This window comes from Mangrovimonas spongiae, assembly GCF_003944795.1.
In the GTDB taxonomy this organism is placed as follows: domain Bacteria; phylum Bacteroidota; class Bacteroidia; order Flavobacteriales; family Flavobacteriaceae; genus Mangrovimonas; species Mangrovimonas spongiae.
In genome coordinates, this window is the sequence record NZ_RWBG01000002.1 from 179,068 (window position 1) to 194,465 (window position 15,398).

Sequence of the window (15,398 nt, forward strand, 5' to 3'; positions counted from 1 at the left end):
ATGTTTTTGTATTAAATTTATTTATACCAAATATAATAAGTTATAAAATTTATCAATGCTACTTAAGTTACACAAGAGACTTAAAAAAAACGGTTTTTACTTTTCGTGATTAACTAAATTAGTACAAAAAGAAAAATCATAAAATGATATCTATCAAGTCTTTATTTTTAATTACACTGTTCGTGACTTCCTACTAAAATGCTATTATAATCTTCTTGCGATAAGTATTGTGGTGTATACGTATCACCCGCATTTTCTATAGCGCTAACAAAGCTTCTTAAATGGTTACGAGAGCCACATTGAAGCTTTTCAAAGACACGAATTAAATTGGTATTCGATGTGGCATTTATATAATCTTCTAAATCTACAATATCTAAATCTTCGATAGTGGCTCCAATTTGAAGCGCATTTGCTTGGCTTATCGTTCCATCTATGATAAACTGGTCATAAAGATCTTGCAACATATTATCTTGAAACTCTCCTAAGGGTAAAATAGTATAAGCTACATTATATTGCGTTAAAAGGTTTTCCACAGCATCCATATGCATCTGTTCACTATCTTTTATGTTATTAAACTGGCTTAAAGACCACTCATTATTTAAATATATGTAGGTGTCTCTTGCTAGCTTTTCTTCTTCTAACATAAATAGCAATGCATCTTTATCTGTTTCTGTTAGTGGTTGATTTACATTGAAGTTTCTCGCATTCGCATCGTCATCTGAGCTACATGCACTTAAAAATGACATTGATACTGTTATAATAAGAGCGGTAAGGATTGACGTTATTTTTAGCTTTTTCATGGTGAGTTGTTTTTATATTTGTCCATGTTAAAGTTAGTGTGTATTACCCTTTTTTATTGTAACCTATGTTACTTAATACTTTTTGCACATACCTTGTATTAAAGCTTTTACACATAAAAAAAGAGGAAAGCTTGTAAGTCACTTTCCTCTTTTCTTGTTTTTAAGTTTTTTTAAATTATGGCTAGTCTTTTTTCTTGATAATAAAAAAGAGTTCTTTTCCGTGTCTTGTATCATGAGAGTTATAAGCTTCTTCCATTAAAACAATATTAAAATACTTTTCAAAATATGTTATATAATCCTTTTTGCAGCCACCAAATGGTGGTTTGTCGGTATTTAAAGGCACATCGAAAAGTAGGCCTACAACTTTACCTTTAGGTTTTAAAAGTTCGTTAGACTTGGTAACGTATTGTTCTCTTAAATTAGGATTTATGGCGCAAAAAAAGGTTTGCTCTAAAATGACATCGAAAGTCATCTCTAAATCGAAAAAATCTTTTTGAATTAAATGTGATGACGGAAACGTTGGTATACGTTTTTTAAGATTAGATAATGCTGTTTTAGATAAATCCACCACATACACATTTTTAAAGCCTTTATTATGTAAATATTCGGCTTCGTAAGAGTTTCCGCCACCAGGAATTAAAATATGTGACGATTTATTGGTTAATTGATCTATGTAAGCTTTTATGGGCGGCGATACCTCTCCTAAATCCCAACCTGTTTCGTTGTTTTTATATTTATTATCCCAAAACGTTTCAGATAAATTCATTAATTTGTTGTCTTTATTACATTGATTATCTCATCTTTTTGCAACACACCTGATTGCCGCCAAACTTGCTTTCCATTTTTAAATAACAATAGTGTTGGTACGCCTCTTACTTGGTATTTAGCTGCTAGTGTTTGATTTTTATCAACATCTATTTTAATAATAGAAACGTTATCGCCCATACTCTCTTTTACTTGCTTTAAAATAGGACTCATCATTTTGCATGGACCACACCATTCAGCAAAAAAGTCGACCAATACTGGTTTTTCTTGATTTATTATTTCTGAAAACTTGCTCATAATTCTTTAATTTATTTTGCAAAAGTAACACGCCACATTCCTCTAACCTCATTAGCATTATACCCTATAGCCTTATCACTAGGATAAAGTGCTTTAATCTTTGTAAATGTAGATTGCGCCAAAGTTTCATTAGGTTTACCATGGCATTGTAAACACATGGTATTTGTAACAATAGGATAATAGACCTGCACTTTATTGTCTAATTTCTTTACCATAGGTTTAGGTTCTTCGTTACTTGCAACTACTTGCTTAAATGTCTTTATGTAATCTAATTCTTCTGAATTAGCTTGATTATTTTGGTTTCTTGGTTTATCTGATACGCGCTTAATATTAGCGTTATGTACAACCGACATACTATCTGTTAACGGATAGGCCTTTTCATTACAAAAAGCTAGGGCTTCTATGGTGCCTTGCTTTTGTATGGTTCCCATAAGGTTTTTCCCTAATACTGCTTTTGTAGATAAGGCATATTTTAAACCGCGTTCGGCATAAGGAAGGGCTTCATCATTAGTTTGTACTTGTTTTTTTTGCATCCCTTTTCCTTGCCCCTTTCTAGCGCCTTTTCCTTGCCCTTTCTGTTCGTTAAAATGATCTTCAAACCATTCGGGTTGTTCAATATCAAAATCGTACATGTAATCAGCTATTTGCCGTATGGTTTCTTCTGGAAAATGTTGTTTAGGCATAACGCCAAAACGCTTTACTGCACCAAACATTTTTGCATTGTCTTCAGTGGGGTTTTTAATCCACTCTTGCATAGACTTTATAAACGCTTCTTTAGAAGTATTACTATCTATATAATGCTTTTTAATAGCGATCATAGGCGGACCAATTCTATCTTCATGACTAGCCGAAGGACTGTGACAGGTATAACAATTTGTCTCCATTAATTTTTTACCAGGGTGACTTTGTGCCTGTAATTGCTTATCTAAAGCAGACACTTGAGTTTTTGTATCATTTTTACAACTAAAAATGACCATCGATAAAAAAGCTAATATTATTATTTTTTTCATAATATGTTATTTAGATAGTTTTCCTGTGGCACAACTTACAAACGATTTTGCTTTAGCTGTTAGCGGATTTGCAGCATCTATTGAAGGATACCCTAAATTTCTTAAAGCTTGTTTTACTAGCATGACATCTGTCTCTTTATTATGAGTAAACGTGACTTTACTTTCTTCTATACTAATACTTAAGTTTGAAATGGTATTAACCTCAGACAGTTTATTAGTTATAGTATTAGCACAACCTCCACATTTTAAGTTTTGAACGATTATTGTTGTTTTCATAGGTGCGTTTTTAACTATATCTTAAAATTCCACCATTAAGGTCGTAAATTTTAGTAAAGCCCATTTTGGCTAACTTATTTGCTGCTTTACGACTTCTGTTACCACTTCTACAATATACATAAACAGGTTTTTCTTTATCTAATTTAAGACATTCTTTGTTAAACGTTCCAGAGAAAAAATCTATGTTTTTGGCTTTTTTTATACAACCCGATTTAAACTCTCTTGGAGTTCTAACATCTATTAATTGCACTTTTTTATGTTCTATTTGCGTTTTAAATTCTTTTGAAGAAAGCCCAACTACAGACTTGCTGTCTTGACTTTTAGATGTAAATAATGCTGATAAAAATGACATACTTTTATTATTAAATTTATACGAAGTATAAAATTAAGCTATATATCTATATTTATTAGTAACCTATGTTACACTACTTAAATTATAACTAACATTTAGCTGTTTAAACACTTTTTTAAATAGCTTTGCACAGCAAAAAAATATGGATTCTCTTACTCAAATTGTATTAGGTGCTGCGGTTGGCGAAGCCGTTTTAGGACGAAAAGTTGGCAATAAAGCCATGTTTTATGGAGCCATTGCTGGTACTATTCCAGATTTGGATGTTATAGCTTCTTATGTGACCGATACCGTTTCTGCTTTAGAAATTCATCGTGGGTTTACACATTCTATTGTTTTTTCTATTGTATTTGCACCTATTTTTGGGTGGTTAATCTCGAAAATTGAAACTCATAAAAGCATTAAAGACTGGACTTGGTTATTCTTTTGGGCGTTTTTAACACATCCTTTACTAGATGCTCACACGACTTGGGGAACACAACTTTTTTGGCCGTTTGATTTACGTTTAGCCTACAAAAATATTTTTGTTATCGACCCCCTATACACGTTGCCATTTTTGGTGTTTTTGATTTTAACTATGCTTCAAAACAGAACGAGTAAAAAACGTCGGTTGTTTAATACTTTAGGATTAACGATCAGTTCTTTTTACTTGTTGATTAGTTTAGGATTAAAGTGGGCCGCCCATACACAATTTAAACACGCTTTAGAAGATCAAAATATAGATTATCTTGCTATTGATACAAGACCTTCTCCATTAAATACTATTCTGTGGAATGCTAATATAGATACCAAAGAGGCGTATTTATTAGGAAATTATTCTTTTTTCGATTCTAAACCTATTCGTTTTACCTCGTATCCTAAAAATCATCATTTACTAGGTGAGTTACAAACACATGAAAAGGTACAACGTATGATTACTATTTCGGAAGGTTGGTATACGATTTCACAAAAAAATGGTGACCTATATTTTAACGACTTACGTTTTGGGTTGTTAAACTTAAAACCCAACTCTCAAGACTTTGTGTTTCAGTTTTTAATACAAAAAGATGCTTTGGGGCATGTTACATTTATTGAACAACCTAGAAAGCCAGGTGATGCCAAAGCTATGCTTAACGATTTATGGGAGAGAATTCAAGGAAATTAATCAGCATAACAAAAAGCCATGCTGATTAATTTTTAAGTTTATTTTTTAAGGGTTGTTGGACAGACTTCATCGGTTACAGAAATACCTGCCTTTTTTATAGCTGAAAATCCGCCAGCAACATCTATTAAATTATGAATACCACGACTTTTTAAAATGGAGGCTGCTATTACCGAGCGGTATCCACCAGCACAATGCACGTAAAAATCGTTGCTTTCTGGAAATTCGCTAAGGTGTTTGTTTAAAAAGTCTAACGGTGTTAAGTGTGCTGTTTCAATATGAGAACTTACATACTCTCCTTCTTTTCTAACGTCAAAAATAGGAAGTTCATTATTGGATTCTAATCTGTTTTTAAATTCTTCGGCAGAAATAGATTCTATAGTATCAACTTCTTTACCAGATGCTTTCCAAGCCTCAAAACCACCCTCTAAGTATCCTAATGTATTATCAAATCCAACACGAGATAAGCGTGTAACGGTTTCTTCTACACGATCTTCGTTGGCTACGATTAAAATAGGTTGTTTCACATCGGCAATTAAAGCGCCTACCCAAGGGGCAAATCCACCATCTATACCAATAAAAATAGATCTTGGAATGTGTCCTTTCACAAATTCTGTTTGATGACGAACATCTAACACAATTGCGCCTGTTTCATTGGCAGCTACTTCAAAAGCTTTTGGTGATAATGCTTTTGTGCCACGCTCTAACACCTCATCAATATCTTCGTAACCTTCTTTATTCATTTTAACATTAAGCGGAAAATACTCTGGTGGTGGCGCTAAGCCATCGGTAACTTCTTTAATAAATTCCTCTTTAGTCATATCGGCACGTAAGGCATAATTCATTTTCTTTTGGTTACCTAAAGTGTCTACCGTTTCTTTCATCATATTCTTCCCACAAGCCGATCCGGCACCATGCGCAGGATAAACAATAACCTCGTCTGCCAAAGGCATAATTTTTTGACGTAAACTATCAAATAAATAGCCTGCTAAATCTTCTTGTGTTAACTCTTTTCCTTTTTGGGCCAAATCTGGACGACCAACGTCTCCTAAAAATAACGTATCTCCACTAAAAATAGCATGGTCTTTACCATTTTCATCTTTTAAAAGATAGGTAGTACTTTCCATAGTGTGTCCTGGTGTATGCAAGGCTATTATGGTTATATCTCCAAGTTTAAATTCTTGTCCATCTTTGGCTATTACGGCATCAAAACTTGGGTTTGCATTAGGACCATATACTATTGGTGCTCCTGTTTTCTTTGATAAGGTGACATGTCCACTAACAAAATCGGCGTGAAAATGGGTTTCGAAAATGTATTTTATATTCGCGTTGTTTTCTGAAGCTTTATTAATGTATGGTTGTACTTCGCGAAGCGGATCTATAATAGCCACTTCTCCTTTACTTTCTATATAATAAGCTCCTTGAGCTAAACATCCTGTATATATTTGTTCTATAATCATTATCGTTTTTTTTAGTGACTCAAAATTACTAATGTTTTTTTAGTTAATTAGTGACTTAAGTTACAATTATTACTACGCTGAAATTTCTCTTATTAAGATATAAATTGCCATTAACATAACAAACCAACCAAAGCTTTTTTTAAGTTTTTTGTTAGAAATATATTTTGAAAAATAGCCTCCTAATAAAATGCCAATAATTGTAATGGCTGAAAAGGTTAATAAGAACCCCCAATCTATCTCTAAGGTTTGTATATCGCCTGTAAACCCAATTAATGAGTTAAAAGCTATAATAATTAATGAGGTGCCTACGGCTTTTTTCATACTTAATCCACCCCAAATAACTAATGCTGGCACATACAGGAAACCGCCTCCTGCTCCTATTAAACCTGTTACCAATCCTATAAACAGTCCTTGTATAAAGGTTTTATAATAAGGTTGTGATTTTTGTTGATTTTCGTCTTCTAGATTTTTTCGGCCTCTTATCATCGATATCGAAGCCAAAAACATGACTAACGAGAAAAAAACCATGATAGCCATTTCTTTGGTTAAAACAAAACTACCAAGAGAGAATACCTCATCTGGTATGTAAGGAACTAAAAACCGTCTGGACATGTAAACCGCTATAAACGATGGAAAAACAAAAGTGAATCCCGTTTTAAAATCTACTTGCTTTTTTCGATGCTTTTGAATTACCCCTACTACTGAAGAAGATCCTACTACAAAAAGCGAGTAAGCAGTCGCTACTACTGGGTTATACCCTAATAAATAAACCAATAAAGGAACGGTTAGTATAGAACCACCGCCACCTATTAATCCTAACACTAACCCTATAACCAATGCGCCTAAATATCCTAAAATATCTTCCAAATCACTTATTTTGCTTCAAAGGTAATAGTGTTAATTTATATAAAGCGTAACAATGGTTACAATTTTAGAACTTTAATACAGTTTCTTTGTAGCTCTATTATGTTTTGTTTTTCTAACGATTTAAGCAGTCTAGAAACAACAACTCTTGATGTGTGTAAATCGTTTGCTATTTGTTGATGTGTTACCTCTACTAAGTCGTTACGGTTTACCATAGCTTTATCTTTAAGATATTTATATATACGCTCATCCATTTTTAAAAAAGCAATGGTATCTACGGCTTCTAAAAGTTCGCTTATACGTTCATTATAACTTTCTAAAATAAAGTTTTGCCAACTTTGGTATTTAGACATCCAAATAGACATATATTTAACGGGAATCATAACCAAACTAGAGTCGGTTTCTGCAATAGCTGTAATTTCACTTTTCTTTTGTCCTAAACAACATGAAATAGTCATGGCACACGTATCGCCTACCTCTAAGAAATACAACAACAACTCTTCGCCTTCTTCATCTTCACGCATCACTTTTATAGCTCCTGAAACAATTAAAGGCATATATTTAATGTATTCGCCAACATCAAGAACTAACTCCCCTTTCTTTACTTTTTTAAATATACCAACTTGAGTAATTTCATTGACTAAGTCGCTTTCAAATATATTTTGATAATTCTCTAAAAATGTTTCCATATTGTGCATTGTCCTACAAGTTGCAAAATACTACTTCTTAATTAATTTCCTGTACTCTATACAGAACAAAAACTAAGCACAAAACACTTAAAAAGCTATATTTCAAAGAGTCAAGTTGTTTTTTTAACATTATATAAATAAAATAATTAATATTTTTTTATATCTTAATAGCATGATAGCACAAGATAAAACTGAAAACGAAGTTTTCTTACAAGAAACCTTAGCTTATTTAGAGAAGCGTGGCTTTAGTAACATTAAAGCTGATTTAGAAGGTTATGAAGCGCCTAAATCGTACCTTAAAAAAGGTAGCGATATAACAATTACACCAGATATAGTTGCCGAAAAGGCAGGTAGGAAACATTACTTTGAAATTAGTTTGAAATCTGAAAAACCTAAACTTTTAAAATCTAAATGGCGCTTTCTTGAAGTCTTAACTAGAATGAAAGATCATAGGTTTAAAATTGTAACTAGGCGTGGACATTATAAATTCACCCAAGATATGCTAGATGATTTAAATTTAGATAAGAATCCTATAAAGTTATAAAAAGTACACTTTACAAAACAAAAAAAAAAATCAATCTTAAACAAGATTGATTTTTTTTTGGTTTAATGATATTAAGGTAACCTATTTTTTATAAAACTTTGCATACTTCCTGTAAGCCAAGATGGCTAAAACAGCTACTATTGCACATGCTATTCCAATAAATTTTAAACTTATTATTTGGTCTCCACTTGCATAAGAATGTAATCCAGCTAAATAAAAATTCACCCCAAAATATGTCATCATGATACTAGCAAATGCTATTATTGAAGCTAGGTTAAATCCAAATCTACTGCGTAAGCCTGGAACCAAACGCATGTGAATTACAAATGCATAAACCATAATACTAATTAAAGCCCAAGTTTCTTTAGGATCCCAACCCCAATAGCGTCCCCAACTTTCGTTAGCCCACATACCGCCTAAAAAGTTTCCTATGGTTAACATAACAAGACCTACGGTTAATGCCATTTCATTTATAATGGTTAGTTCTTGTATGTTTAGCTTCATTTTCTTCTTGTTATCTTTTGTTGTAAAAATCATTAGTAATAATGACACAACACCTAAAATCATACCCAATGTAAATGGCCCATAACTTGCTACAATTACAGCGACATGAATCATTAACCAATAACTATCTAATACAGGTTGTAGGTTTGCTATGGCAGGATCCATCCAATTCCAATGAGCAATCATTAAAATCATAGAAGTAACAAAGGCTGTAGAAGCTAAGGTTAAATTACTCTTTCTTCCAAAAATTAATCCAAATAACATGGTTGCCCAAGCGACATAAATCATAGACTCGTAAGCATCGCTCCATGGTGCATGGCCAGAAACATACCACCTTGCTATTAAACCAGCAGTATGTAACACAAAAAGTAAAAGAATAATCCCTATAAATACATTGATTATTACTGGTAATACTTTACTCTTATCATTAAAAATTTGTATGATAATAAGTATAAACATTAAAGTAGCAGCGTACATATACCAACTAAATAAGTTTTTAAAAATATCGTACTTATTGTAGAGTATTTCGGTATTTATCTTTTTATCAGATAGCATGACCTCGCTACCGTATTTATGCTGCGTCTTTTTAAAGGCTTCTAATAGTTCTTCGGCTTTTTTAAAGTCTTTTGTTTGTTTTGCCTTGTTTAGTGTAAAAAGATAAGCGCTAAATCCGCTATTAATAAAGTTTCCGTATAACGAATCGTTTACTTGCTCTTTATAACCATCTCTTCTGTATTCTGTAGAAGATATCCATTTATTATTTTCGTTATTTGGAAGCGGGAATATTCTTAAAGCATAGCCTTCTATGGTGTTATACAGTAAATTTACTTTCTGGTCGGCTTCTTTAAGTTCTTTTTGATATCCGTTAGGTATTGGTGCCTTATAAGCTTCTTCTAAATATGGACCAAGTTTATAATCGCCTCTGTCGTTAAAAAAGTCAACTAAAGCTGCATAATCTCGCTCTTTAGGAACATCTATTAATTGTTTTAATGAATCTGATTTTTTAGGCTTTAGGTAAATGATAGGTACATTGTACCATAACATAGGGCTTTCATGAATAGATAAAAACACCTGATTGGCATCTAAATCGTTATAAGTATCGTGTTTACTTAATTTACGAAGCATTTCAGAAGCAAATGTGTTTACAGGCATCATTCTTCCTCCTGCATCTTGTATTACCAAATGCGCAAACTTATCAGCATGTTCTTTGGGTGTTATATTAGCATGGATTATAGAATCTATTTCTGCTTTTGTTGGCTGATTATGAATATGACTAGTCTGTGTTGCCTCGGTTTGTGCAAACGATGTTGTAAAAAACAATAACGCCACTATAGTTAAAGCACTTTTTTTGTTTTTAACTTTTTTAAGCAATCGTTTTAATTCTCCAAAACGCGTATTCTTATCAAATAAAATAGCCAACAATCCTAAATATAATAATGCATAACCAATGTAAGTAATCCAAGTCCCCCAAAAGTCATGATTTACAGAAAGTCTTGTGCCTTTTTCATCGGGATCGAAACTAGCTTGAAAAAAGCGATAACCACGATGGTCTAAAATATGATTCATAAAAATTCGATAGTCAAAATCGCCTTCTTGTTTATCTAAAACAGTGACTTCACTGGCATATGAAGAATAGCTGTTTTCGGTTCCTGGGTAACGCTCTGCAATAAAGTCGTTTAACTTAATACTAAATGGTAATTCTCTTGTTTTTGAACCATATTTAACTGCAATATCTAAGCCTGCAATGTTTACTTGTTCAAAAGGGTTGCTATGACCTTGTCCGCCTAGTAGGTGAACTTGTTTTGTTTCACCTTCAGAGGTGATTTTTAATATCACACCGTCTTCATCGCCTTTTAATAGTTTCGATTTTTTAACAGCTTCAAATTGTCCTTTAACCACAGGCTTAGGAAACACCATTTGCATGTCGCCGATAATATAACGTGAACGTAATATTAGAGGCTGAATAGAGTCTTTCACCAACGTTCCTGTTGCCATAGTAGCCATAGTCATATACTCGCCTTCAAAAGGAGATTCTATGGTTAATTTTCCATCTTGATTAGTAATATTAACGGCACCTTCTATAGGCTTGTTTAATGTAAAAATAACATTGTGTATAAGTTGCTCCTTACCGCTTTGAAGGAAGTGATTATGCGGTGCTCCTCCTCCTGCTTCTACTATTTTTAAATATTCTTCCCCATCTTCCGAAGGCACTACATCGAGTTCTGCTCCTTGGATAAATCGTTCCAGCTCAAACGTTACAGGTTGATTATTATAAACAGCTGTCTCTTTAAAATCGTTTTCTAATCTATGTGAGAAATCTACTGGCCATTCTCTAGGTAAGCGTTGTGCCACACCATTTATTTCGTAATCGCCATCTATATAAGCTGTAATATATGTTTCTCTAGACAGGAACGTGTTTTCGGTAGCGCCTTCACGAATTCCCATCATGCCTTCGTAACCTATATATCGTGTAATTCCTGCACCAACAATTATTAAAATAAAAGATAAGTGTAGAATTAAAGTAGCCCACATTTCTTTTCGTAAAAGCCGATACTTTTTAATATTTCCTATAAAGTTAATAACAAACATAACCATAATGGTTTCGAACCACCAGGTATTGTAAATCATGTTTCTTGAGTATGCTGTAGGCGATGTTTCTTCTCCAGCATCCATAAAAGTTCCTATGGCCATTGCTGCAGCAAATACAATAAATAAGACAGCAGTAAGTTTTGTGGAGAAAAGTGTTTTGGTAAGTTTTTTTAGCATGATAAAGCGGCTTATTTTTTGCTCGTGCAAAGGTAAGTCTTTTTGTTTACTTTAAGCCTTTTTAAATGAACTTGAGATGTTAAAAATTATAAAATTATGACAACTATTTTCTCGCGGAAAAAATATTTATATACATGAAACTAGCCATTTTCCTTGCTTTGCTTTTAGCATTTTCAGCATAGTCGCCTTTATAAAGAGTATCAACAGTATTAACCCATAAGTTTAGCCATAAACCAAAATGTTCTTGCGTAATACTATGGTTATTATTTCTATCTACTTCTATATGTGCTTGTAGCGGATTACCATAAAACTTTGTTTTTAAAAATAAGCTAGCCTCCCAGAAGTCTGTTAGTTTTTCAATATGTGCATCCCAATCTGTAATGGCTTTTTCAAAAAAAGGTGCTAACACCTCGTGTGTTCTTATTTTATCGTAAAAACTACAAACCAATAGCTTAACATCTTCTCTATTTTTTAAATCCTTTTTATTCATACTTACAAAGATACTTTTAAATCATAAGATACTTCAGTATTTTAGCGGCATGATTTCAATTTGCATTATAGGAGCTGGAAATGTAGCCACACATTTATATAAGGCTTTTACACAAAGTAACCAATTACAAGTAAAGCAGTGGTATAATCGCGATTTGTCTAAAATTAGTACGTATAAAAATGAGGTTGCAATTACCAATACATTAGATGATTTAGTTGAAGCCGATGTTTATCTTATGGCTATTAGTGATGATGCCATAAAACAAGTCTCATCTAATCTACCTTTTGAAAACCGATTAGTTGTACATACTTCGGGTAGTGCTGGTATTCATGATTTAGACAAAAAATTAAGACGCGGTGTATTTTATCCTTTACAAACGTTCTCTAAAGGCGTTGATATGGATTTTAAACAGGTGCCTATTTGTATAGAAACTATAGATAAACAAGATATTGACATCCTAAAAACCATTACAGAAGCCATTGGAAGCAAATGGTATAGAATTAATACCGAACAACGCCAAACGCTACACCTTTCGGCTGTATTTGTAAATAATTTTACCAATCAATTATATCGTATTGCTCATGAAATAAGCGACGCTAAAAGCATTGATTTCGATATCTTAAAACCTTTAATTATGGAAACGGCCAAAAAAGTACAAACCGTTTCGCCTTACATGGCGCAAACTGGACCAGCCGTAAGACATGATAAAAAAACAATAAAACGTCATTTAAAACAATTAGAAAACTCGAAACATAAAGACATATACGAGCTGCTTACAGCTTCAATAAAAAACACACATGGAAGATAAAAGTTACAAAGAATACTTAGAACATATAACCACATTTATTTTTGATGTTGATGGCGTGCTTACCGATGGCACAATAACCATTACAACTAACGGCGACATGTTAAGAACCATGAATATTAAAGACGGTTACGCCATAAAAACAGCGTTACAAGCAGGATTTAATGTATGTATTATTTCTGGCGGCACCAACGAAGGGGTTCGTAAACGTTTACGTGGCTTAGGAGTTACCGATATTTATCTTGGCGCACATAATAAAATTGAACAGCTAGATGAATATTTAGACATTTACAATATTAAAGCCGAAAATGTGTTGTACATGGGTGACGATGTTCCCGATTACCCGGTTATGAAATTAATAGGTTTACCATGCTGTCCACAAGATGCTGTTCCAGAAATAAAAGGCATTTCTAAATACGTCTCTCACAAAAATGGTGGTAAAGGTGCTGTAAGAGATGTTATTGAGCAAGTTTTAAAAGTTCAGGAAAAATGGAATAGTAACTTTGATGCTGAATACGATTAATACAACTTATGGCGATTTTAAACCTTATCCGTTGGAAAAATTTAGGCCTAATAGCCTTATCTCAAATTTTAGTTAAATATGCCCTTTTAGAACCCTTTGGAGTTGCCACGGCCTTAAACGGACTACATTTTACACTTCTAGTTTTAGCATCGGTATGTATTGCTGCAGCTGGGAACATTATTAACGATATTTACGATGTTGATACCGATTTAATAAACAACCCAAACGCTGTTTTAATTGGAAAGTCTATTTCCGAGAAATTGGCCTACAATCTGTTTTTTGCATGTAATATTGTTGGCGTTTTATTAGGGTATTATGTTGCTACAGCCATTGGGAAAGATGTGTTTTTTGGACTCTTTGTTTTTGTATCGGCTTCGCTATATTTTTATGCCAGTTATTTAAAACAAGTCCTTTTAGCAGGTAATATTTTAATTTCTATCCTTGTGGCTTTAAGCCTAATTATTGTTGGTGTTTTCGACTTACTCCCTGTAATTACACCTCAAAACCAAGACACTCAATCTACATTTTTTAAGATTATTTTGGACTACGCCATGTTCGCTTTCTTTATTAATTTAATTCGTGAAATTGTTAAAGATATTGAAGATATTGATGGCGATTATAAATCTGGAATGAATACGCTACCTATTGCCATTGGTAGAGACCGTGCTATAAAAATTGCTTTTATAATATCCTTACTTCCTATTCTTTCAATAGTTTATTATACCGCAACATATTTATACCATCAAATAATTGCTGTTACTTACTTTTTGTTGTTTGTTATTGCACCATTAATTTACATTAGTATTAAATTATTTTCTGCTGAAACAAAAAAGCAACTACATGGTATTAGTAATTTGCTTAAATTAGTTATGCTTTTTGGTATCTTATCCATGCTTTTATACCCATTTATTTTAAAAGATTAATGCTAAACGACAAACTTAAAAACTATCATATTATTTTAGCTTCAGGGTCTCCTAGAAGACAACAGTTTTTTAAAGATTTAGGCCTAGATTTTGACATTCGTTTAAAACCTGTAAAAGAAGAATACCCCAACAGGTTACACCATTTTGAAATAAGTGATTATTTAGCACAGTTAAAAGCACTACCTTTTAAAGACGAGCTTAAAGAGCAAGATATTTTAATCACTAGCGACACTATAGTTTGGCACAACAACGAGGCGTTAGGAAAACCAACATCTGAAGACGAGGCTTTTTTTATGTTAAATGCCTTGAGCAATACTACACACGAGGTTATTACATCGGTTTGTTTTACCACTAAAACACTTCAAAAAACAGTAAATTCAATTACAAAAGTTACCTTTAAAAAATTAACTAGTGAAGAAATTGAGTATTATATAAAAACGTATAAACCATACGATAAAGCTGGTGCTTACGGTATACAGGAATGGATTGGAAAAATAGGCATTACAAAAATTGAAGGCTCGTATTTTAACGTTGTTGGCTTACCAACAGATCTCGTTTATAAAACGTTAAATAGTTTTCTTTAAATGCTTCAAAATTTATTTTGTAAACTATCTTTGTTAAACAACCCTAGATATTTTACAACTATGTTTTTTGAAACGTATAAATCAGAACTCATTCAATCGGTAATATTAATCGCTATTTTATTAATTATCCGTTTTTTAACACGAGTCACTATAAATAAAATTGGAAAAAAAAGTGGTATAAACGATGCCCGTATTCATTTAATAAACCGCTATGTTACCGTTACGCTCCTATTAATTGCGCTGTTAATCGAAACCATTATTTTTGGCACAGAGTTTAAAGACATTGCCTTAGTTTTTTCTTCAGTTTTTGCTGTAATAGGTATTGGTTTATTTGCTGTTTGGTCTATTTTAAGTAACATTACTTCGGGTATTATTATGTTTTTTAATTTCCCTTATAAAGTAGGTGACAAAATAGAAATACACGATAAAGATTTCCCTATTAAAGCTATTATTGAAGACATTGGCGCTTTTCAACTTCATTTACGCTTGGACAATGGCGATTTAGTAACTTACCCTAACAACCTTATCCTACAAAAACCAGTAACATTATTAAAAAAAGATGCTATTGCAAATAGTTACGACGATGGCCACGATGCTTTATAAAAATT

The 15,398-nt window shown here is 32.7% G+C and carries 18 protein-coding genes; 7 read left to right on the top strand and 11 right to left on the bottom strand.

Features of this window, described 5'->3' with window-relative positions:
- Positions 1 to 167: 167 nt before the first annotated feature.
- From EJA19_RS05125 to EJA19_RS05150, 6 genes are all read right to left on the bottom strand, one after another.
- Positions 168 to 800 (bottom strand): DUF2202 domain-containing protein, encoded by a 633-nt coding sequence (locus EJA19_RS05125; RefSeq protein ID WP_125467281.1) that lies wholly within the window; start codon positions 798 to 800, stop codon positions 168 to 170.
- Between the two features lie 181 nt (positions 801 to 981).
- On the bottom strand, positions 982 to 1,566 hold the full coding sequence (locus EJA19_RS05130) for a methyltransferase domain-containing protein (RefSeq protein WP_125467282.1): 585 nt from the start codon (positions 1,564 to 1,566) through the stop codon (positions 982 to 984).
- On the bottom strand, positions 1,566 to 1,862 hold the full coding sequence (gene trxA / locus EJA19_RS05135) for a thioredoxin (protein ID WP_125467283.1): 297 nt from the start codon (positions 1,860 to 1,862) through the stop codon (positions 1,566 to 1,568). The genes EJA19_RS05130 and trxA overlap by 1 nt, the downstream gene beginning before the upstream one ends.
- Before the next feature lie 11 nt (positions 1,863 to 1,873).
- Entirely contained in the window at positions 1,874 to 2,872 is a 999-nt protein-coding gene (locus EJA19_RS05140; protein WP_125467284.1) for a c-type heme family protein, read from the bottom strand.
- A gap of 6 nt (positions 2,873 to 2,878) precedes the next feature.
- Positions 2,879 to 3,148 carry a heavy-metal-associated domain-containing protein gene (locus tag EJA19_RS05145; protein WP_125467285.1) on the bottom strand — a complete coding sequence of 90 codons (270 nt, stop codon included), beginning with the start codon at positions 3,146 to 3,148 and terminating at the stop codon, positions 2,879 to 2,881.
- A gap of 10 nt (positions 3,149 to 3,158) precedes the next feature.
- Positions 3,159 to 3,500: a rhodanese-like domain-containing protein gene (locus EJA19_RS05150; RefSeq protein WP_125467286.1), complete on the bottom strand. Its 342-nt coding sequence runs from the start codon at positions 3,498 to 3,500 to the stop codon at positions 3,159 to 3,161.
- 142 nt (positions 3,501 to 3,642) lie between these two features.
- On the opposite strand from EJA19_RS05150, the gene EJA19_RS05155 reads away from it, so the two are divergent.
- The gene (locus tag EJA19_RS05155; RefSeq protein WP_125467287.1) at positions 3,643 to 4,641 is read left to right on the top strand and encodes a metal-dependent hydrolase; all 999 of its coding nucleotides are present in this window, start codon (positions 3,643 to 3,645) and stop codon (positions 4,639 to 4,641) included.
- Positions 4,642 to 4,679: 38 nt separating this feature from the next.
- On the opposite strand, the gene EJA19_RS05160 is transcribed toward EJA19_RS05155, so the two are convergent.
- The 3 genes from EJA19_RS05160 to EJA19_RS05170 all read right to left on the bottom strand — a co-directional run bounded on the left by EJA19_RS05160 (position 4,680) and on the right by EJA19_RS05170 (position 7,651).
- Positions 4,680 to 6,098 carry an MBL fold metallo-hydrolase gene (locus tag EJA19_RS05160; RefSeq protein ID WP_125467288.1) on the bottom strand — a complete coding sequence of 473 codons (1,419 nt, stop codon included), beginning with the start codon at positions 6,096 to 6,098 and terminating at the stop codon, positions 4,680 to 4,682.
- A 72-nt stretch (positions 6,099 to 6,170) separates the two neighbouring features.
- A complete protein-coding gene (locus EJA19_RS05165; RefSeq protein ID WP_125467289.1) occupies positions 6,171 to 6,965 on the bottom strand; it encodes a sulfite exporter TauE/SafE family protein in 795 nt (264 codons plus the stop codon).
- A gap of 56 nt (positions 6,966 to 7,021) precedes the next feature.
- Entirely contained in the window at positions 7,022 to 7,651 is a 630-nt protein-coding gene (locus EJA19_RS05170; protein ID WP_240640218.1) for a Crp/Fnr family transcriptional regulator, read from the bottom strand.
- Between the two features lie 172 nt (positions 7,652 to 7,823).
- On the opposite strand from EJA19_RS05170, the gene EJA19_RS05175 reads away from it, so the two are divergent.
- The gene (locus tag EJA19_RS05175) at positions 7,824 to 8,195 is read left to right on the top strand and encodes a hypothetical protein (RefSeq protein WP_125467291.1); all 372 of its coding nucleotides are present in this window, start codon (positions 7,824 to 7,826) and stop codon (positions 8,193 to 8,195) included.
- Positions 8,196 to 8,276: 81 nt separating this feature from the next.
- Here EJA19_RS05175 and ccsA read toward each other — a convergent pair whose 3' ends face one another.
- Together ccsA and EJA19_RS05185 are read right to left on the bottom strand one after the other, a co-directional pair.
- On the bottom strand, positions 8,277 to 11,465 hold the full coding sequence (ccsA, locus tag EJA19_RS05180; protein WP_125467292.1) for a cytochrome c biogenesis protein CcsA: 3,189 nt from the start codon (positions 11,463 to 11,465) through the stop codon (positions 8,277 to 8,279).
- Positions 11,466 to 11,568: 103 nt separating this feature from the next.
- Positions 11,569 to 11,955 carry a group III truncated hemoglobin gene (locus tag EJA19_RS05185; protein ID WP_125467293.1) on the bottom strand — a complete coding sequence of 129 codons (387 nt, stop codon included), beginning with the start codon at positions 11,953 to 11,955 and terminating at the stop codon, positions 11,569 to 11,571.
- Between the two features lie 49 nt (positions 11,956 to 12,004).
- Between EJA19_RS05185 and EJA19_RS05190 the strand changes: the two genes are divergently transcribed.
- Genes EJA19_RS05190 through EJA19_RS05210 form a run of 5 tightly spaced genes read left to right on the top strand, consistent with a single transcriptional unit; the run spans position 12,005 to position 15,393 of the window.
- Entirely contained in the window at positions 12,005 to 12,763 is a 759-nt protein-coding gene (locus EJA19_RS05190) for a Rossmann-like and DUF2520 domain-containing protein (protein WP_125467294.1), read from the top strand.
- A complete protein-coding gene (locus EJA19_RS05195) occupies positions 12,753 to 13,283 on the top strand; it encodes a KdsC family phosphatase (RefSeq protein WP_125467295.1) in 531 nt (176 codons plus the stop codon). Before EJA19_RS05190 ends, EJA19_RS05195 begins: the two co-directional genes overlap by 11 nt.
- An 8-nt stretch (positions 13,284 to 13,291) precedes the next feature.
- Positions 13,292 to 14,206, top strand: a complete 915-nt coding sequence (locus EJA19_RS05200) for a geranylgeranylglycerol-phosphate geranylgeranyltransferase (RefSeq protein WP_125467296.1) — start codon at positions 13,292 to 13,294, stop codon at positions 14,204 to 14,206.
- A complete protein-coding gene (locus EJA19_RS05205; RefSeq protein ID WP_125467297.1) occupies positions 14,206 to 14,790 on the top strand; it encodes a Maf-like protein in 585 nt (194 codons plus the stop codon). Before EJA19_RS05200 ends, EJA19_RS05205 begins: the two co-directional genes overlap by 1 nt.
- A gap of 60 nt (positions 14,791 to 14,850) precedes the next feature.
- A complete protein-coding gene (locus EJA19_RS05210) occupies positions 14,851 to 15,393 on the top strand; it encodes a mechanosensitive ion channel domain-containing protein (protein WP_125467664.1) in 543 nt (180 codons plus the stop codon).
- Positions 15,394 to 15,398 lie beyond the last annotated feature (5 nt).